This is a genomic window from Solidesulfovibrio sp. DCME (assembly GCF_049995385.1).
In the GTDB taxonomy this organism is placed as follows: domain Bacteria; phylum Desulfobacterota; class Desulfovibrionia; order Desulfovibrionales; family Desulfovibrionaceae; genus Solidesulfovibrio.
This window is the reverse complement of record NZ_CP188261.1, coordinates 1,034,542-1,052,241: the sequence shown is the minus strand read 5'-3', so window position 1 is coordinate 1,052,241 and position 17,700 is coordinate 1,034,542. Positions and strand designations below refer to the sequence as shown.

Genomic DNA, 17,700 nt, shown 5'->3' with positions numbered 1-17,700 from the left:
GCTGTTAAAACGAACATGATCGTTCATCGCATCGGCCTGCCCGAGGCTGCCGGCCCGTGACAGGCGATGGAACACGCCGCGCGAGCAATAGAGCGCCGCATGGGATCGTAGGCGTTCATTTCAATGGCAAAACGGTGAGTCGCAACCCATTCTAACGCGTAAGGAAGGACAGCATGGCAAAGTTTATCAGGATCGATATGGCGACGAAGGCGGTCAACACGGAAGAATGCCCTGCGGAATACGCCGGCCTGGCCGGCCGGGGGCTCACCTCGAACTTTGTGGCCAACGAAGTGAAGCCTTCCTGTCATCCCTTAGGCAAATACAACAAACTCATATTCGCCCCCGGGTACCTGACGGGCACGAGCGCGGCCAACTCCGGCCGGCTGTCCTGCGGCGCGAAGAGCCCGCTGACCGGCGGCATCAAGGAAAGCAACACCGGCGGCACCTTTGCCCAGAAGATGGCCAAGATGGGCATCAAGGCCATGGTTTTCGAGGGCATCCCGGCGGAAGACAAGTACTACGTCGTCAAGGTGACCATGGACGGCGTGACCATCGACGAGGCCCCGGCCGAAACGATCGGCATGGGGAACTACGAGGCCATCAAGGTCCTGCAGGCCAAGTACGGCCCGAAAGTCGGCGTGGCCATCATCGGCCCGGCCGGTGAAATGTGCCTGACCGCCGCCAACATCTCCTTCGCCGACCCCCAGAGCAACATCCGCAGCGCCGGCCGCGGCGGCCTGGGTGCGGTCATGGGTTCGAAGAAGATCAAGGCCGTGGTCATCGACGACGCCGGCGCCCCCGGCGTGTCCATCGCCAACACCGAGGCCTTCAAGGCCGCGTCCAAGCGGTTCACCAACGCCCTGACCACCCACCCCGTCACCGGGCAGGGCCTGCCGAAGTACGGCACCAACGTCCTGGTCAACATCCTCAACGAAGCCGGCGGCCTGCCGACCAAGAACTTCCGCTGCGGCCGCAACGAATGGGCCAACAACATCGGCGGCGAGACCATGGCCGCCACCATCGAGGCCCGGGGCGGCAAGACGACCCACGGCTGCCATGCCGGCTGCATCATCCGCTGCTCCCAGCACTACAATGACAAGGAAGGCAAGTACCTGACCAGCGGCTTCGAGTACGAGACCGTCTGGGCCCTTGGCGCCAACGCCTGCGTGGACGACCTGGACGCCATCGCCTACGCGGACCGCGAATTCGACGACGTCGGCGTGGACTCCATCGAGACGGCCGTGGCCGTCGGCGTGGCCATGGAAGCCGGCATCATCCCCTGGGCCGACCCCAAGGCGATGCTCGAGCTCGTGGGCGAGATCCGCAAGGGCACGCCGCTTGGCCGCATCCTCGGCTGCGGCGCGGGCGCCGTGGGCCAGATGTACGGCCTCACCCGGGTGCCCGTGGTGAAAAACCAGGCCATCCCGGCCTATGACCCGCGCGCGGTCAAGGGCGTCGGCCTCACCTACGCCACCACGCCCATGGGCGCCGACCACACCGCCGGTTACGCCGTCGCCACCAACATCCTCAAGGTTGGCGGCTTCGTCGATCCCCTGGGCAAGGAAGGCCAGGTGGAACTGTCGCGCAACCTGCAGATCGCCACGGCGGCCGTGGACAGCACCGGCATGTGCCTGTTCATCGCCTTTGCCATCCTGGACATCGCCGACGGTTTCAACGCCCTGGTCGAGATGATCAACGCCGTCTACAACCTGTCCCTGACCGGTGACGACGTGGTTGCCCTCGGCAAGTCCATCCTCAAGGCCGAGCGCGGCTTCAACGAGCGCGCGGGCTTCACCAAGGCCCACGACAGGCTGCCCGAATTCTTCGAAGAAGAATGCGCGCCGCACAACGTGACCTGGAACTTCACGGATGAGGAAATCGACGAAGTTTTCAACTTCTAGCACGACGGCTTTCGTCGGAAACTGACAATGGGGGGATGAGGCATCATCCCCCCATTGTTTAGGAACATGAAGCCGTTTCCCCGCCGACACATCAATATACTGTTGCTTAAAGGGAGTTTTTGCTGCTATGCTCTAGAGAAACAGGAGGCGTACAAATGGGTAATACTGTAGAAATCCGAGCTTTCATGGGACTCTCTGATTTCTTTAAAGAAAATAATTGGCCCAATCCGAAAGTATGTCCTGTGGCAGGCGAAATAACAGGCTGCGAATTGCTGGCATTGCTCGGCATTGCCGAAGAAATGGTCGAAGTCATTTTTGTCAACGGCAAAGCGACGGTGCCGTCCAATGCCACGGTTCACGGCGGCGACAGGGTGGCTTTGGCGCCTCCGGGCGTGCCCGGCCCCTACCGCGTCCTGCTGGGGTTCAAGAAAATGTAGACACTTGCGCACGAAGCGGCGAGAACTGAACGCGGAGATGAAAAAATATATCCTTCTAACAAGCCAACAGTGGGAGTTATCACCGGAAACAACAAAGGCACTGAACGACTGCGACGTGGGTGCAATCTACGTCAAATCGTGGTCTCACGTGGAATCCGTATGCACCGGCATAAAATTCAATCTTATCGTTGGCTTCTGTAATGCAAACAGCCGACGGATCTGCACGGTAATCCACGCGGTCAACAAACACTACCGGGCAACAGACACGGCGGCCGCCGCGGTCATCCTCAAGGAATGCAAGCATACCGTCAACCGTGGCAAATACGCGTTGCTTGCATACTGCCTGTACCGGATCATTTCCCGTCAGGCCCCCGAGGCCAGCCTCCTGGAGGCCATCCGCGGCGGCCTTGGCCTCTCACGGCCGGACAGCCTCTGGCGGCAGGCCATATAAGGGCCTTCCCGCTGCCCAACCGGGCAAACGCCGCCACTCGCGCCACATAGCACCGCCCGCCCGAGGCCGTCCCCGTGCGGGCATGCGCCTTGCGCCGAGCGCTTAGGGCAACAGCAGGAGGTTGCGCGCGGGCAGCGCCTGGGCGCCCGCAGCCGTGACGGCCTGGGCCACGGCCAGGCCCGTTGCCCAGGGCGTGTGCGCATACCCCGGGGACAGTTCGCCATCCGTGATGGCCAGCGCATCCCAGTCGACGCTCCAGTTCATAAACCCCGCCACCGTGTTCGAGTTGGCCTGCATGAGGCGCCACGCCCCGGCAATGAGCCCGGGGGTGGCGATGTAGGTCATTTCCCCGCCGGCGGCGCCTTCGGTGGCCGGAATGCCCAGGGCGAGCTTCTGGTTGGGAATCAACACGCCCAGGCTGCCGTTGGCGGCGTATCCGTCCGCCGTGGCGGCCGCCCAGGCGAAGCCGCTGAGGAATTTGTCCATTCCATCCGTGGGGATCACCTTGGTCGCATACCCCTGGCCGTCTTTGTCCGGGCCAGCGAAGCCGTTGGCCGGCCCTTGATTGTAGAGTTGCGGCCAAATGTACGAAAAATTGCCCAGGCCGACGGCCTGGATCAAGTCGACATAGAAACTGCCCGCCAGGCTATGCGAGGCCCACTGGCCGGAACCATACATGAAGGGCACGATGTAGCACCATTCCGGGGCCAGGGTGAGCCAGAAATCCTGTCCCTGTCCCCTGTAATAATTGACGACCGCCATGACCGCCTGGCCCATGAGCACAGGGTCGATGGCGCTGAGCGTGTCCGTTTCCAGGTCCAGGTCGATGCCCTCGAAGCCGTAATTGTCCACGATGCTTTTGGTTTGCGTCACGAAGGCCGCAACGTCCTCCTGGGTTTGCATGCTCAGGTGGAAATATTGCCCGCCCAGGGAAACGATGACTTTCCTTCCTTGCCCCTTGGTCTTGGCGACCATGTCCTTAACCTGGGACTCGGTGTAGGTGGCGCTTCCCTGGGCGCCTGGATTGGCCAGCGACAGGACGTAGTTGCCGCCGTCGTCGGTGATGATGAAGGCGGTGATGATCACATTGTAGCACGAATCGACCAGGTTCATGTCCACGGGGTTGGATTGGATCTGCTTGCCGGCGACACTGTAGGACGTGTTGGCCCCCCAGGCGCACCAGTATGTCGCATTGATCCCGTTGTCCGGGCTGAGGGACGCGTAGGACGCCTGGGCCAGCATGGCCGAAAGAAGGAGCGAGAAGACTGCGACGAAGCGGTGTGTGTGCATCCTGCGCCTGTCCTGGGACGTGTTGCGGGTTCCTTGATTTTCACCCCAGCCGCCGCGCCAGGCCGGCACGCTGCCCTCGACTCCATATCGCCCTTGGCGTACGAAGGGATACAGATCCTCTTCCTGATGGAGCATGTCAAATAACCTCCAGCAAACAGAGGGGACGTTACAGCTTCCGCATAAAGGATTTTTTCAAAAAAGTTGACGCTCTACCATATTTATTTTTCGAAACAACAGAACGCATGGACATCGCAACACAAAAAGGAGCTTCGTATGCCTCGGCTCGTTGCCCTCTGCGCTGTCGTTTGCCTGCTGCCATCGCTGTTTATGGCTGCCCTTCCCAACACGCCCCCTGCCTTCGCCCAGACGCCCGCGGGGCGCAACTTGGTCTTTTCGACCTACCTGGGAGGCACGCTCCCCTTCGCCGGTGCCTCGCCGCTCACCTTCGCCCAAAACGCCGCCAGCGATGCCGCGGGCAACACCTATGTGACGGGCGCCACACAAGTCTACGACCTTTCCGTGCGAAACGCCTTTCAATCCGCCCCGGCAGCGGACTGCGCCATGGCCGCCTTCGTGGCCAAGTTCAGCCCCGTCGGCCAACTGCTGTGGTGCACCTACCTGGGGGGCAACAAGCAGAGCATGGGCATCGGGGTGGCGGCCATGCCGGACGGCGGCGTGGCCGTCAGCGGCCTTACCACCTCGGACACCGCCGGCGCGTTTCCCACCAAAAACGCCTTCCAGGCCCAAAACAACGGCCTGTCGGATTATTTCCTGGCCGTTTTCGATGCCCAAGGCGGCCTGCGCTATGCGACCTACCTCGGGGGCAGCGGCGAGGAAGGGACGCCGCAGCCCAACACCTTCGCCGATGACAGCAACAACGGCAACAACGTGGCCGTGGATGCCAACGGCCTCGTCTACGTCACCGGCATAACCGATTCCGGCGCCGACAAGGCGATCGAATTCCCCGTGACCCCCAACGCCCTGCAACACAAACTGGCCGGCGGCAAGGACGCGTTTTTGTGCATCATCGACCCCGGCCGCAGCGGCAGCGAATCCCTGACCTACGCCAGCTTCCTCGGCGGGAAGGGCGATGACAAGGGGCACAGCGTCGCCGTCGACGCCAGCGGCGGCCACATCGCCGTGGCCGGCTTTACCAACTCCCAGGACTTCCCCGTCACGGCCACGGCCCTGCGCGACACGGCGCCGCCGGTTGGCTACAGCAGCAACGGCTACGTGACCCAAATCGGATCCAGCCAGCCCGGCTCCCCAGCTTCCCAATACACCCTGCTCTATTCCACCTATCTGGGCGGAAACACGGTCGAGGCCAGGGATGACGCCTATGGCGTGGCCCTGGATCCCACCGGGCTGCTCGTGGCCACGGGGCGTACGCAATCGGCGGATTTTCCCATGACTCAGGGCGGGGCCACCATCTACAACCGGGCCACCTACCTCGAGCCGGGCAAGTCCGGCGACGAGCCCTATGTCGTGAAGATCGATCCGGCGCGCAGCGGCTCGGATTCCCTGGTCTACGCCACGTTTCTGGGCGGCGGCTCGAAAACCGACGCGTGGGGCAGCTTTTGCACCAGCCTCGGCCTGGACGGGCAAGGCGGCGTCTACGTGGCCGGGGAGACCTGCGCCCCCGGCCAGGCATACACGCCCGGCGACCCGTCCGCCCCCGAAACGTTTCCCTATACCAACAACGCCTTGTTCACGGCCCTTCAGGGGAGTTGGGACGCCATCTTCATGCAGATCGCCCCGGGCGGCACCGTGTTGGGCTACTCCACCTACCTCGGGGGGAGCGCAAACGACCGCACCTACGGCCTGGCCGTGGATAGCGCCCGCAACGTCGTGCTCAGCGGCCTCACGTTTTCCGAAAATTTTCCGCTCCGCAATCCGGCCAAGACCTGGCCGGGCAATATCGGGTATCAAAACGCCTTCGTGGCCAAATTCGCCCCGAATGTGCCGGAGACGGGCCCCTGTTTCTTGCTGCTGGGCAATTGAAAGGTTGCGTTGCAGTTGGTCGAGACCGGGCTGAAAGTCTCACCCGACAGGAAGCAACGCATTGTTGCATCCGGCGGCCTGAACCTCGGCTTCCGCTCTTTTGTAGAGATCGCCCAGCGGAACGACGGCACCATTGTGTGCCGACCCTTTCCCTGGTGGCGGTGCAATGCTGCCGCGCCAAATTTCATGCCATTTTACTTCCTCAAAATTGAAGAAGCAACGTCCACATATCCCCAGCAAGGTTGGCCACAGTTATCCGGTATGTCATCCAGATGGCGCACGGGTTGGGGCTGTTTTCACCTGTCGTCACGCGCCAGGTCCTCGGCTACCAACGGTGTTTTTTTAAGCCAAATTCCTGGGCGATCTCCTGACAAGAGCGACCGGCGGCGGCCCCAAATCGTAACCGTTAGAATTTCATCAAATGAAATCTAATTTACAGAAAAATATGGAAATAGAAATAATGCCAGAAGATGTGCTGCATTTTTGACAGATCATGTCTGAAAATGACATACCGCACACAGGATCAAGCATGCTCCGCGTCGAAAGACATGGGTGCAAGCAACTATTTGACATGTCTGTGAAACATTTTCTGCGAAAAGAGTGGAGACTGGCAGTGCAGTATAAAACGCTTCGGGTGCTGCTTTTTGGCATAGTGCCTTGTTTGTTCTCCTATGTGGCATTCGCATCTTCTGACGACGACTTATTGTTTTTAATCGCGCCAATTATAGCGAGTCGATGCACAATTACCTTGGACAAAACCAGTTTGTCCTTTGACGCTTTCGGGGGAGCCCAAACCGTGGCGATCACGGCGAGTGGCTCCTCCTGTGTATGGGTAACCGAAGTCCCGTCCGAGGCATCGACTTGGCTGTCGGTGACTTCTGGCACCTCGGGATGCGGTTCGGCCACGGTCACGGCCCGAGCCAACGCCGGAACCGACTCCCGGTCCGCCACCATCCAGGTTGCCGGTCAGGCCGTCAGCATCAGTCAAGCTGGTTTGGGAGCATTTCAATACATTTTGCCGGACACCGGCCAGACAAGATGCTACAGTAATAGCAGAGTGATCACTTGCCCCAGCGCAGGAGAAGATTTTTATGGCCAGGATGGCAATTACCAGGGTGTGCAAATGTCCTATCAGGACAATGGCGACGGAACAGTCAGCGACTTGGTGACTGGGCTCATGTGGCAACAGGCCGACGATGGGACGACCAGGACCTGGGCAGACGCTGGCACTTATTGCTCTGAGTTGAGCCTTGGTGACCATACTGACTGGCGGTTGCCTTCACGCATGGAACTTTCGAGTATTCTAGACTCTGGGCGCGTTTATCCAGCTATCAACCCCGTATTTTCTTGTTCCTCTGAGGCTGCTGCCTATTGGTCCGGCACGATCAGTGCAAGCGATTCGGACTACGTCTGGTATACGTACTTTGCAGAAGGAGGCACGACAGCAAACACGAAGATCGCTAAATATTTAGTTCGGTGTGTTCGCGGCGGACCTTTGCCTGAGTCTGTGTATGTTGACAACGGCGATGCTACAGTCACGAATCAAACTACTGGCCTTATGTGGGAGAAAGCCAGTAGTTCCGACAGTTCCGACGGAATGACCTGGGAACAGGCCCTGGCCTGGTGCGAGAACGCCACGACAGGAGGCTATTCGGACTGGCGTCTGCCAACCAAGCGCGAACAAGACAGCTTGTGGGATGACTCCCGGTACCCGGCCATCAACCCAATCTTTACGGGAGATAAACTTAGCATGATTCGCTCCGGCACGACCGTGGCGAACGATGTGCTCGAAGCCTGGAACCAGTACGTCCTCTACGGCGTCCCAATTTACAACGATAAGACCAATACCCCAGCAGCGGACGTCCGCTGTGTTCGCGGCGGACCTCACTGATCATTTTGTTCTTTGATCATAAGGAGGAGTCCGCAAGGCCTCCTTCTTTATTTTCGTGCTCAGGTAAGCGGGGTTACGGTCTAGTGCAGGGCTCTGAACATCGCTTCCACCCGTTTCTCGGCGCCTGCTTCACGGTACAGGGCATCAATGGCTTCGTCGGAAAATTGGGCAAGGTGGTGCCGGTCCCTGGTGGAAAGGCCGAGGGGGAATAGCCGACTCCAGGGACAGGCAATACCCCCTTTGGCGGGAAAAAACTTGCCTACTCCTAAATTGAATATTATTTACTTCTAAAAAGGAGCGACACTATGCCCGCCACCCGCCAAGCCCAAGCGCCCCTTTCCCGGTATGCCGCTTCGCCCATCGTGGACCTGTCCGTGAAGGCTGACCGCGACCGCCTGAGCCCATCCGCCGTCAAGGGCTTCCTGAACATCATGGCCAAGTGGAGTGTCCGGGACGCTGACGCCATGGGCCTGCTTGGCGGCGTCTCCAACGGCCGTTTCTACGCCATGAAAAAGGCCCCGGATGCTGCCGGGCTCGACCAGGACGAATTGCAGCGCGTGTCCTTTCTGGTGGGCATCTTCAAGACCCTGAACATCATTTTCGGGGAAGATTTGGCCGACGCCTGGGTGCAACTGCCGAATCAGAACCGGATTTTCGGGGGCGCGACCCCGCTTACCTATATGATTCGTGGCGGCCTGCCGGCTTTCCAGACCGTGCGCCGGCTGCTTGATGCCCGACGCGGGGGGCTGGCGTGACGCTACCGGGTTGCTCCTCCCTGCGGATCCAGGACACGCACCGGCTCATCCCGTCGAAGCATTCAGGGAATGGGGTACTCAGGCGCATTGCCGACGACGACGCGCACCTGGACGATCTTTTCACCCTGGATGACGCCACCAACGACCGGCTGCAAGGAGAGATGGACCTGTTGCCGGGAATCGGCCGGGACGAACTTGTTGCCGGCATCCCCTATGCGTCGATCATCAACGCTTCATTCTGCCACGCCTCGCCCGAGGGCAGCCGGTTCAACGGCCCGGATCGGGGCGCTTGGTACGCCGGCTTTGAACTGGAAACCAGCCAGGCCGAAGTGGGCTTCCACAAGAGCCGCCAGTATCTGGAAATCGGCTGGGAAAAAGAGGACACCGTCACCTACGACGATTACCTGGCGAACTTCGATGCCGACTTTCACGACATACGGGTCGACGCGGTCTTTGTGGCCTGCCTGGACCCTGGCAGCTACTATGCCTCGCAGGGATTGGCCATGGAGTTGCTGACGACCGGCTCCCTCGGCATTGTCTATCCGAGCGTTCGCGCCCATAGCGGCACCTGTCTGGCCTGTTTCCGCCCGGCGCTGGTCGGCAACGTGCGCAAGTCGAAGACATGGTCGTTCGTGTGGCGCGGAAGCGGCGCAGCGCCGCTGTGGCGGGAGTAAAGCAGCCCCTCAGGACCACCATGGACCAATCCGACCTCTTGCGCGTCATCTACTTGGTGCTCCTCCTGGCGGTCATCATCACCATGCGCTGGTGGCCGGGGCTCAATTACCGAAAATTCGACTGGCGACTGTTCAAGAGTAAGGGGCGCAAGAGGGATTGACGATCTTTCCCCGGCTAGGTCGCGACTGATCATCGGGGCCGAAAAACCCTCTTCCTGAACGGTTGGCCGGGGATTATGTCAGGAGCAAGCACAGGAGCTTGTTGTCATGCCCGAGCTACATAAGGCCGACTTGTACTCATTTTGGAGATGGGAATACTTGCGGCGCAACAAATACTATCGAAAGCATTATGACGCCTTGGCAAGTTTTCTCAGCAGCATTGATGTGATTTTGACAATTGACACGACAAAACCGCCAACTGAATGGTTATGGTCATCCAACTGAAGGACTTTGTCTGGCTGCCTGAAGCATTCAATAAAATTAACGGGTTCATTCAACGCTTTCATATTCTTCCATTTGACTGCGAAAACGGCCCAGAAGTTCAAGAACATGTAGAGGTGGCCCAAAGTGGTGATTACGATTTCTCGCGTTCCATTTGCTCGTTAGTCACGAATTATCAAACGGACTTTTTACAAACGAACCTGTCGATAGTAATTTTGACGACGGCATATGCGAGGCTGAAAACCGTGTTATGCGTGCCCGAAAAGGGATGCAAGGTGGCTACGACCGTACGAAGCATCGCACCTTTATAAAGCAATTTGCGACCTTCAAATGCTACACGTAACGAATCCCCAGTTTCATACTACTGATAAAGAAATGGTTGCCCGTGCGATTGGGCTCTTCCTTTGGGATAATGTCGAGCGTGACGGCAAGAAGATGGGTGACGTAATGCTACCGAAACCATCTCCCCTTGCCAGGTCGTGGCGTCACAACTCGTGGAGGACCTGGGCACAATGCTGAGGGATATTCGCGCCATTGCCAGTCGTCTTGAGTTCATCGGAAGCGGCTTGGAGATTGAGGACCCCAACCCGAGGGGCGCTGCCCTGGCCGTGGTGGACACGGAAATGAAGGTCCTCGACCTTGTCGAGGATTTGGAGCGGATGACCGCAAGCGCTCGCGATCTGGCCGGCACCAAGGCAGAGGCTTGCGGAGGGGAGGTGCCCCATGCGTAGCGCCGACCAAAGGACGCTTGAAGATCACCTCCACAGGATTTCCTCGAAGCTCATTTTTTTGAGGGATCACTCAGAGGCGATAGAAGCCTTTCCCGGCCTTGTGGACGTTGTGGAAAACCTCAAGGATGAAGCCGGGATGGCCATAGACCTGTGGGAGCAGTATTCCGAAGAGAAGAACAAGGTCCCGGTCGCTGCGGGGTAGAGTCTGCGGACTACTGGATCATGGGCGGCCTGCTTCTTCGGAGGTGGGCCGCCTTTCTTTTAGGATGACTGAAAACAGACAGCCCCCGGCCGAAACCAGGGCTCACGAGGCGGCCCGGTAACCTGGATTGGACTGCAACCAATCCGCCCTTCTGGAGGCAGCCAAGCAGCCTACGACCGAGGGGCACTCAATCCCAACTCTTCGGGATTCTATAACAGGATAGTCCAGTGGCTGTTCGATCTATTTGGTGGCCTCTTGGATGATCTTCATTGCCTCTGCCTTGCGCGACTCCAGGATAAGCAGGAAAACTTCTGAGCCCTTTTGTCGCCGGTCCCACCATTCAGGATCGGCAAGGGCGAGAATCGAGTCGGCGACAGCGTCCCTTTTTTCGCGTGGCACGGATCGAAGGCGGGTCATACACAGCTCTTTTGCATCGGCCATCTTGTCCGCCAGGGTTGCCCGCTTCGCATCGCCAATTTTCATGAAAGTCCTTTAAGTCTATCTTGTTTCGAACATCTTTAGACATGTCCTCGCTGTGACAGTTCGCCTTCCTTGTACCTATCGAAGTCGAAGCGGCCGGGCACGCTGTCGACGTCGTGGCGCTTGGTCCTCAAGACGAAGATCGCCACAAGGGCGAGGACGCCCACGGCAAGGGCGATGCCTATGATCCATTCCATGGTGGGCTGGTAGCAAAGAGGCCGGGTCTTGTCATCCTGCCGCAATGCTCCCAAGGCAACGCCCAAACAAACAGGAGTAGATGTGTTGCCGCAACTACTCGACTGAGATTGTAATGCTGCGATCCTGGCGTAATTCCACGAACTCGGCCACCAAGTCCACCATGCCGAGATAGGATGCTACGTCTTGTCCACGCCGCAGGAGTTCGTATGCTTGGTCTTGGAGCCCGACTTGACGGAGAGCTATCACGGCTGAAAGGAAAAGCTGATATACATCACTGTCGGCGCGGGTAGTGACGAAAGGTTTTCCCATCGTCAATAGATAGCAAACGGACCGACATTTGTCATTAAGATGAACAACCGAGGCCCGTAACGCCCTGTTTTCACGTCCTGGCTGGCCTATCCGGCCAAAGTGCCATGGGCTGGGCTGGCGTCGATCCTTTGCGCGGATATGGCGCGTGGACCGGGGGCAAGCCGAGTTTTGAAAACGCACCTTGGTCATGCTGGCAGGTGGTCGGCTGAAAATTTAGCCGATTGGCGTGGACCTCGACGCCCACGATTCTGTGGAGACCGCCCGGCAAGACGCCAACACAAAATTGTGTCGACCTCCCTATGGGGACGCCCGCAATTTTGCGGAGTCCGACACCAACCTGGCCAGGTCCCCAGCCTGGGGCCATATCCGCCCGCCTGCCGGGCTTTTCTCGCCAGGATGACCTTTGCGCTGTCTGCCGAGAGAAAGGCGCTGTATCGTGCGCTTATGCGGTCGACTAGGGTGTGGCAGGGAAGTTTTCGCCGGTTGTGGCGAATACCCCGGCAGGCCGAAAGTGAAGGATTCTTCCCTGTGGCGGTCGGGCAAGTTGATCCTCCGTCAACTCGCTGGGGCAGTCCGGGGCACTGAGCGAACTTTTACGCTGAGTGGTCGGTGGACTGGTGGCTGAAATTTGAGCCGCGAGATCGGGCGGACTGAGCACGGTTTTGTGTCGAGTGGGCGGTGAGCCTCGGCTGGGTGACGGGCGGTTGCCGGGGGACAGTCCCCCACAGCCCGCTTCCCATCCCCCTCGAGCCTGGGCAATCTTCACCCGATTTCACCCCCCGTCACGTTAAAAAGTGGCACAGAGGTGGAACAAAACCGCTCTTCCAAAAACAAATGGGGCGCCCGGCTTCTCATCGCCGGCGCAACTTCCTGAAATATGGTACCCGAGGCCGGACTCGAACCGGCACGTCCCGAAGAACAAGGGATTTTAAGTCCCTTTCTGTAAGTTTTCACGGTACTTAACAGACCTTCCCAGAAGCCGCCCAAAACGCCGTAATCCCCTTGACATATCAAGGCTTACCACCTATCTCTCCCTTCATGGTTTTTCACCCTGTTTCACCCTTCCGTACGCTTCAAAGGATGGACAGGGGATGGACAAAATTCAAGCAAGGGATTTTTCCGCCATGGCCAGATGGACACAGACCAGCTACCCGGGGGTGCGGTTCCGAGAACACGCGACTCGGAAACACGGCATCATGCCCGACCGCTATTTTGCGATTTACTACAAGACAGGTGGGAAACGGCACGAGGAAGCCCTAGGTTGGTCTTCCGAAGGATGGTCGGCCGCCAAAGCGGCTAAGGCCCTGGCCAAGCTCAAGGAGGCCCACGCCACGGGAGCCGGCCCGGCGACCCTGGCCGAGCAGCGCAAGCAGGCCGAGGCCCGGCGCAAGGCCGAGCAGGCGGCCATGGAGAGGGACGCGCGCCAGGGCGTGACGTTCGACGCCTTTTGGAACGACGACTACGTGGTAGCCCTCCGCAACCGGGTCAAGCCCGAGTCCTCCCAAAAGGAAGAGGCGCACTTTGCGTTTTGGTTGTCGCCTGTCCTGGGTAAGCTGCCGCTGCGGGAGATCACGGAAGCGGACCTTGAGCGCGTCCAGGACAAGATCAGGGCCGCCGGCCTGTCGGATCGGTCCCACGAGTACATCATGGGCACCTTCCGCCGGGTCTGGAAGCACGCCTTCAAGCGCAAGATCGTCGCTGTGGAGTGCCCGGTGGGCAAGCTGGACATCCCAAGGCCCGTCAACACTCGCCTTCGCGTCCTTACGCCCGAAGAAATTCAAACCCTCCTGGCCGAACTGACGAAGACCGACCCGACGGCCCGCGATTTGACACTCTTCGCCCTACTGACCGGCTGTCGGGCCTCGGAAGCGTTCAAGCTCAGGTGGGAAAATGTCGATTTTGTGCGCGAGGCGGCCCTTTTCCCTGAAACCAAAAACCGGGAGCCTCGGGAAGTCTTCTTAGCCCCTGACCTGATAGCTATGCTCAAAGGCCGCAGCCCCGGTCAGACCGGCGAGTACGTCTTTACCAAGCGCGACGGTACGCCCTACGATGCGGCCCCCTCCTCCTTCAAAAACGCCCTGAAACGCCTTGGATTCAACGAAGGGCGTGCCCCACGGGACAAGGCCACCTTCCACAACCTGCGGCACAGCGCGGCCACCTACGCGGCCAGACGTGGCGTCCCAGTCAAGGACATGCAGACCATTTTCGGTTGGAAGACCCCGAGCATGGTCTTCAGGTACGCCAAGGGGTCGGAGGACGTGCAGCGCCGGGCTATGAAGGGCTTGGCCAACGCGTTCATGGAAGACAAGGGCGGCAAGGTGGTTCCGTTTCCCGCCAGCAAGGCAGAGGGAGAATAATATGAATGAATATGAAGCTGAAAATGAAGCCTTGGCCGAAGCCGGTGAAACATATCTCCTAGAACAGACACTTCATTTCATTAAATCTGGCAAAAACGTCCCGCCAAAAGACGTAGCCGCTGCTTTGCGTTGTGAACTCGTTCCCATTCCTAAAGAAATTTTGGATTATGCAGCGGGAATGCTCGATGGTTCACCGAAACGTCGCGGGAGGCCGATTAATGTAATGCTTGAGTCAGCACGAGAAGCATTCTCGGATCGTGACTTTCAGATGGAGGATATTGAATCTAGATATGAAGAACTGAGAAAGAAAGGAATGAAGAAATATGACATCTTGGAAGTAATTGCAGAGGAATACGGCAAATCATCTGATTGGGTTTCGGCTATTTTGTATCCTCGCCGCAAAGATTAGCCGCCCCCCTTCCTGGGGTAGGCTTAATCGAGAATTGCACTACCTTTAGGGAAAAGTTTAATTGTGGTTCACGATGGGAAATTCAACCAAGGAGTTTCCCCATGCAGACTTTTTCCCATCCCCTCGACGCACTTGCTACCTCCCTGCCTCCGGTTTTTGCACGCACTGAGGTCGGCCGCCTGACCGGTGGCATCGTCGCGCCCGGCACAATGGCCAACCACGACAGTCGTGGGACCGGCCCGGCAGGCGTGTTTTTTGTCAACCGGAGAGCTTGCTATCGGCGTGAAGCGTTCGTTGAGTGGCTCAAGCGCCATACCGGCGACCGGACCCGGGGCAGGGTCGGGGAGGCGGCATAGTCATGGAGGAGCAAAACGGAAGCGCCGGCAACGGGGTGGCGGCCCCGGCCGGCGCTGCAAAAACCTGGCTGAAAAAGTTTCAAGCACTCAATAACGGTTCCCCTCTCATTTGTCAAGATGTCTTTGAGTGGCTTTGGCGATACGAAAGCCACTTCATCCCCTATTCTTCGAATTGGTTCATATGGAAAGTTGAGAAGCAAAAAGCTCGCTGGAACATTGAGAAGTACGCTCCGTCTCATATAGCTGTAGCAGCGGCTTCACAAGGGGCAATGTTTTTCAGTATCCACGGTTTCGACGAAAAGCCTTTGCCGACAAAAAACAAGGCAAATAAAGAAATCGTGCGCCGTGGCCATCTTCATCTTGATTTCGATAGCAAAGGCAACATCGAACTTGCGCTTAATGATTTACGGATGCTTGTATTTAACATTTTGCCAAGCTATGAAATTGATCCGCCTACAGTACCTATTTACTTTAGCGGATCGAAAGGATTTCACGCTACTGTTTTTGATATTTCACTTGGACTAGAGAAAGGTAGAACATTACTTTCTCACATACACGGTGAAATAGTGAGAAAGTTTAAGCGAGAAATCCCCACACTTGACCTTTCCTTGTATAAGTGGGGATATGGTCAAATGTACCGATTGCCAAACATTAAGCGGTCTACCGGTTTGCACAAGATTCCTTTGCGGACTTCTGAGATTGCAACCGGTGGGCTTACAGTCAATGATATCTTGGAGCTTGCGAAATCGCCGCGATTGATTGCGCTTCCTCCGATTCCCAAAGGAGGGCGCGGCAATGGGTAGTGTTTTTGATCTTGTTACGGGCGCTGAAAAGAAAGCTGAAAGGAAAGAAGGTATCCTTGAAAGCGCCGTCCCCATGACTAGCGAACAAATCGAACGGTTTCGAAAGCTGTTTGATGGAAGCGAGCCGGCTTGTGTAACCGTCGCGCGTACAAAGACTGATTACAGCGACAACACGGACAAGCTAAACTTTCATAAGCTCATCGCTTTTTTCAAAATACCCTATTACAAAGCCGCAGGCATTCTGCTTGATAATGCACTTGAGGCGGAAGATGATTGGCTTATCTCTTTTGCTGGAAGCAGCACGTATGACACGTATGAAGCTCGCCGTGAGCACTTCATGCAAGAGTGGACGAATAACACTTACGCCTTTGATTGCAAAGTTTGCAAGGCGTATGTCAAAGGTTATCAATGTCTTACCTGCCCCATGGAGGAGGATCGAATCAGGGAAGCCGAAAGAATTGGTAACGCAGATGACGTAATGATTGATGACGGAACTTGGCAAGCTGCCGAGACAGAAGAGAATGGCCTAACTGAAGATGGCGTTGCCCTTGCTTTTGTGTATCGCCATAAGTCCGACCTCCGTTACGATACAACGGGAAAAACGTGGTTTCACTGGTCGGGTAGTCGGTGGGAGGAAGACCGAACCAAAAAGGCTTTTGACTATGCCCGCAAAATATGCCGCGCATACAGCGATGAAAAGCCTTCTCTTGCGACGGCAAAAAGCATCAAAGCCGTTGAAGTGCTTGCATCGTCCGATCAACGCATAGCAGTCACCCCGGACATATGGGATTCGGACGACTATTTGTTAGGCACCCCGAACGGCACTGTTGATCTACGTACAGGTATCATGCGGCCGGCAAGGCCAGGAGATTATATCACAAAGCTGACGGCTTGTTCGCCCGCTGATACTGTTAATGCGCCTGTGTTTTTGAAGTTCCTGGATCAGGTAACGCAAGATGACAAGGAAATGCAACGCTTCCTTCAACAGTACCTTGGGAGTTGCCTTACTGGCGACACAAGGGACGAAGCGTTTATCTTTATCTATGGCGAGGGACAAAACGGCAAGTCAAAGCTACAGGGTGCAATCAAGGGCATCTTGAATGACTATGCCAGGACGGCTACGGCCGAAGCGTTCACAACAACCAAAGGAGACCGGCACACAACCGATTTAGCAATGCTGCATAACGCACGTATTGTAGTAGCTTCCGAAACCAAGAAAGGAAAGGCTTGGGATGAAGTACGAATCAAGAGTGTAACGGGTGGCGATGAAATTACATGCCGCTTTATGCGCCAAGACAACTTCACATACAAGCCAAAGTTCAAGTTGTTCTATGTTGGCAACTTTAAGCCTAATATCACGGCTGTTGACTTCGCTATGCGCCGTAGAATCCTTATCGTCCCTTTCACGTTGAAGCTGGAGGAGAAAGATAAGGACTACGAACTAGCGAATAAGTTACAGCGGGAGTACCCAGGCATATTGCGGTGGTTGATCGAAGGGTGCCTTGATTGGCAGCGCAACGGACTTGTGCGCCCTGCTGCGGTGCTAGAAGCTACTGAGCAATACTTTTCTGACCAGGACGTGATAGCGGCCTTCCTTGAGGAAGAGTGTGAGCTTGGAGCGGGCTTGTGGTGCAAGAGAACAGACGCGTTCCGGCGGTGGAGTGAGTTCACCCGAGCGAGCGGCTTCCCGGCGGGGTCAATCGCCACGTTGACCGAGCAGCTCGACCAGCGGGAAGGGATACGGAGCACCAACAGCCATAAGGTCCGAAACGCGGCTGGCGAGATCGTGGGCACGTACCGGGCGTTCGCTGGGCTGGCCCTGAAAGGCGGCATGAGCGTGGCCGAGGCCCCCGGGGATGCGTTCTAGGTGGGTTCGGGTGCGCTTGGGAGGCGTTCGGGTGCGTCTAGGGTGCGCTTCGGGTGCTGGCTAAGTGGCTGAAATATAAAACGTGGGTGCGTTGGGTGCGCTTTTTTATCCGATCATTGCTTATGGCGACAATGAATGCCTTGGTGG

General features: G+C 57.5%; 18 protein-coding genes. 15 read left to right on the top strand and 3 right to left on the bottom strand.

What is annotated here, in order from left to right:
- Window positions 1-173 precede the first annotated feature (173 nt).
- From ACP59X_RS04460 to ACP59X_RS04450, 3 genes are all read left to right on the top strand, one after another.
- Entirely contained in the window at window positions 174-1,901 is a 1,728-nt protein-coding gene (locus tag ACP59X_RS04460; protein ID WP_428565483.1) for an aldehyde ferredoxin oxidoreductase family protein, read from the top strand.
- 155 nt (window positions 1,902-2,056) lie between these two features.
- Window positions 2,057-2,338 (top strand): ubiquitin family protein, encoded by a 282-nt coding sequence (locus tag ACP59X_RS04455; RefSeq protein WP_428565482.1) that lies wholly within the window; start codon window positions 2,057-2,059, stop codon window positions 2,336-2,338.
- A 37-nt stretch (window positions 2,339-2,375) separates the two neighbouring features.
- The gene (locus ACP59X_RS04450; protein WP_428565480.1) at window positions 2,376-2,789 is read left to right on the top strand and encodes a hypothetical protein; all 414 of its coding nucleotides are present in this window, start codon (window positions 2,376-2,378) and stop codon (window positions 2,787-2,789) included.
- A gap of 102 nt (window positions 2,790-2,891) precedes the next feature.
- On the opposite strand, the gene ACP59X_RS04445 is transcribed toward ACP59X_RS04450, so the two are convergent.
- Window positions 2,892-4,079, bottom strand: coding sequence for a glycosyl hydrolase family 18 protein (locus ACP59X_RS04445; RefSeq protein WP_428565478.1), 1,188 nt, complete (start codon window positions 4,077-4,079; stop codon window positions 2,892-2,894).
- Between the two features lie 273 nt (window positions 4,080-4,352).
- Between ACP59X_RS04445 and ACP59X_RS04440 the strand changes: the two genes are divergently transcribed.
- The 7 genes from ACP59X_RS04440 to ACP59X_RS04410 all read left to right on the top strand — a co-directional run bounded on the left by ACP59X_RS04440 (window position 4,353) and on the right by ACP59X_RS04410 (window position 10,774).
- Window positions 4,353-6,080 (top strand): hypothetical protein, encoded by a 1,728-nt coding sequence (locus ACP59X_RS04440; RefSeq protein ID WP_428565476.1) that lies wholly within the window; start codon window positions 4,353-4,355, stop codon window positions 6,078-6,080.
- 529 nt (window positions 6,081-6,609) lie between these two features.
- A complete protein-coding gene (locus ACP59X_RS04435) occupies window positions 6,610-7,971 on the top strand; it encodes an Lcl domain-containing protein (protein ID WP_428565475.1) in 1,362 nt (453 codons plus the stop codon).
- 305 nt (window positions 7,972-8,276) lie between these two features.
- Window positions 8,277-8,726 carry an MbcA/ParS/Xre antitoxin family protein gene (locus ACP59X_RS04430; RefSeq protein WP_428565473.1) on the top strand — a complete coding sequence of 150 codons (450 nt, stop codon included), beginning with the start codon at window positions 8,277-8,279 and terminating at the stop codon, window positions 8,724-8,726.
- On the top strand, window positions 8,723-9,400 hold the full coding sequence (locus tag ACP59X_RS04425; RefSeq protein WP_428565471.1) for an RES family NAD+ phosphorylase: 678 nt from the start codon (window positions 8,723-8,725) through the stop codon (window positions 9,398-9,400). Before ACP59X_RS04430 ends, ACP59X_RS04425 begins: the two co-directional genes overlap by 4 nt.
- Before the next feature lie 20 nt (window positions 9,401-9,420).
- Window positions 9,421-9,561: a hypothetical protein gene (locus ACP59X_RS04420; protein WP_428565469.1), complete on the top strand. Its 141-nt coding sequence runs from the start codon at window positions 9,421-9,423 to the stop codon at window positions 9,559-9,561.
- 792 nt (window positions 9,562-10,353) lie between these two features.
- Window positions 10,354-10,572 carry a hypothetical protein gene (locus tag ACP59X_RS04415; RefSeq protein ID WP_428565467.1) on the top strand — a complete coding sequence of 73 codons (219 nt, stop codon included), beginning with the start codon at window positions 10,354-10,356 and terminating at the stop codon, window positions 10,570-10,572.
- Entirely contained in the window at window positions 10,565-10,774 is a 210-nt protein-coding gene (locus tag ACP59X_RS04410) for a hypothetical protein (RefSeq protein ID WP_428565465.1), read from the top strand. The genes ACP59X_RS04415 and ACP59X_RS04410 overlap by 8 nt, the downstream gene beginning before the upstream one ends.
- A gap of 240 nt (window positions 10,775-11,014) precedes the next feature.
- Here ACP59X_RS04410 and ACP59X_RS04405 read toward each other — a convergent pair whose 3' ends face one another.
- Window positions 11,015-11,257 carry a hypothetical protein gene (locus tag ACP59X_RS04405; RefSeq protein WP_428565463.1) on the bottom strand — a complete coding sequence of 81 codons (243 nt, stop codon included), beginning with the start codon at window positions 11,255-11,257 and terminating at the stop codon, window positions 11,015-11,017.
- 35 nt (window positions 11,258-11,292) lie between these two features.
- Complete coding sequence (locus tag ACP59X_RS04400; RefSeq protein WP_428565461.1) at window positions 11,293-11,451, bottom strand: hypothetical protein; 159 nt, start codon at window positions 11,449-11,451, stop codon at window positions 11,293-11,295.
- Window positions 11,452-12,852: 1,401 nt separating this feature from the next.
- Here ACP59X_RS04400 and ACP59X_RS04395 point away from each other — a divergent pair.
- The 5 genes from ACP59X_RS04395 (at window position 12,853) to ACP59X_RS04375 (ending at window position 17,553) form a co-directional block, all read left to right on the top strand.
- Window positions 12,853-14,118 (top strand): tyrosine-type recombinase/integrase, encoded by a 1,266-nt coding sequence (locus ACP59X_RS04395; protein WP_428565459.1) that lies wholly within the window; start codon window positions 12,853-12,855, stop codon window positions 14,116-14,118.
- A 1-nt stretch (window position 14,119) separates the two neighbouring features.
- Complete coding sequence (locus tag ACP59X_RS04390; protein WP_428565457.1) at window positions 14,120-14,527, top strand: hypothetical protein; 408 nt, start codon at window positions 14,120-14,122, stop codon at window positions 14,525-14,527.
- A 101-nt stretch (window positions 14,528-14,628) separates the two neighbouring features.
- Window positions 14,629-14,883 (top strand): hypothetical protein, encoded by a 255-nt coding sequence (locus ACP59X_RS04385; RefSeq protein WP_428565455.1) that lies wholly within the window; start codon window positions 14,629-14,631, stop codon window positions 14,881-14,883.
- Window positions 14,884-14,885: 2 nt separating this feature from the next.
- Window positions 14,886-15,686: a hypothetical protein gene (locus ACP59X_RS04380; RefSeq protein WP_428565453.1), complete on the top strand. Its 801-nt coding sequence runs from the start codon at window positions 14,886-14,888 to the stop codon at window positions 15,684-15,686.
- Window positions 15,679-17,553: a phage/plasmid primase, P4 family gene (locus ACP59X_RS04375; RefSeq protein ID WP_428565451.1), complete on the top strand. Its 1,875-nt coding sequence runs from the start codon at window positions 15,679-15,681 to the stop codon at window positions 17,551-17,553. The genes ACP59X_RS04380 and ACP59X_RS04375 overlap by 8 nt, the downstream gene beginning before the upstream one ends.
- Window positions 17,554-17,700: the final 147 nt, after the last annotated feature.

What these genes read in the sequence shown, in the direction of transcription:
- ACP59X_RS04395 (WP_428565459.1), top strand. Translation starts at nt 12,853, where the DNA reads ATGGACAAAATTCAAGCAAGGGATTTTTCCGCCATGGCCAGATGGACA.
- ACP59X_RS04450 (WP_428565480.1), top strand. Translation starts at nt 2,376, where the DNA reads ATGAAAAAATATATCCTTCTAACAAGCCAACAGTGGGAGTTATCACCG.
- ACP59X_RS04380 (WP_428565453.1), top strand. Translation starts at nt 14,886, where the DNA reads ATGGAGGAGCAAAACGGAAGCGCCGGCAACGGGGTGGCGGCCCCGGCC.
- ACP59X_RS04430 (WP_428565473.1), top strand. Translation starts at nt 8,277, where the DNA reads ATGCCCGCCACCCGCCAAGCCCAAGCGCCCCTTTCCCGGTATGCCGCT.
- ACP59X_RS04445 (WP_428565478.1), bottom strand. Translation starts at nt 4,079, where the DNA reads ATGCACACACACCGCTTCGTCGCAGTCTTCTCGCTCCTTCTTTCGGCC.
- ACP59X_RS04460 (WP_428565483.1), top strand. Translation starts at nt 174, where the DNA reads ATGGCAAAGTTTATCAGGATCGATATGGCGACGAAGGCGGTCAACACG.
- ACP59X_RS04385 (WP_428565455.1), top strand. Translation starts at nt 14,629, where the DNA reads ATGCAGACTTTTTCCCATCCCCTCGACGCACTTGCTACCTCCCTGCCT.
- ACP59X_RS04390 (WP_428565457.1), top strand. Translation starts at nt 14,120, where the DNA reads ATGAATGAATATGAAGCTGAAAATGAAGCCTTGGCCGAAGCCGGTGAA.
- ACP59X_RS04400 (WP_428565461.1), bottom strand. Translation starts at nt 11,451, where the DNA reads ATGGAATGGATCATAGGCATCGCCCTTGCCGTGGGCGTCCTCGCCCTT.
- ACP59X_RS04405 (WP_428565463.1), bottom strand. Translation starts at nt 11,257, where the DNA reads ATGAAAATTGGCGATGCGAAGCGGGCAACCCTGGCGGACAAGATGGCC.
- ACP59X_RS04410 (WP_428565465.1), top strand. Translation starts at nt 10,565, where the DNA reads ATGCGTAGCGCCGACCAAAGGACGCTTGAAGATCACCTCCACAGGATT.
- ACP59X_RS04415 (WP_428565467.1), top strand. Translation starts at nt 10,354, where the DNA reads ATGCTGAGGGATATTCGCGCCATTGCCAGTCGTCTTGAGTTCATCGGA.
- ACP59X_RS04455 (WP_428565482.1), top strand. Translation starts at nt 2,057, where the DNA reads ATGGGTAATACTGTAGAAATCCGAGCTTTCATGGGACTCTCTGATTTC.
- ACP59X_RS04440 (WP_428565476.1), top strand. Translation starts at nt 4,353, where the DNA reads ATGCCTCGGCTCGTTGCCCTCTGCGCTGTCGTTTGCCTGCTGCCATCG.
- ACP59X_RS04375 (WP_428565451.1), top strand. Translation starts at nt 15,679, where the DNA reads ATGGGTAGTGTTTTTGATCTTGTTACGGGCGCTGAAAAGAAAGCTGAA.
- ACP59X_RS04420 (WP_428565469.1), top strand. Translation starts at nt 9,421, where the DNA reads ATGGACCAATCCGACCTCTTGCGCGTCATCTACTTGGTGCTCCTCCTG.
- ACP59X_RS04435 (WP_428565475.1), top strand. Translation starts at nt 6,610, where the DNA reads ATGCTCCGCGTCGAAAGACATGGGTGCAAGCAACTATTTGACATGTCT.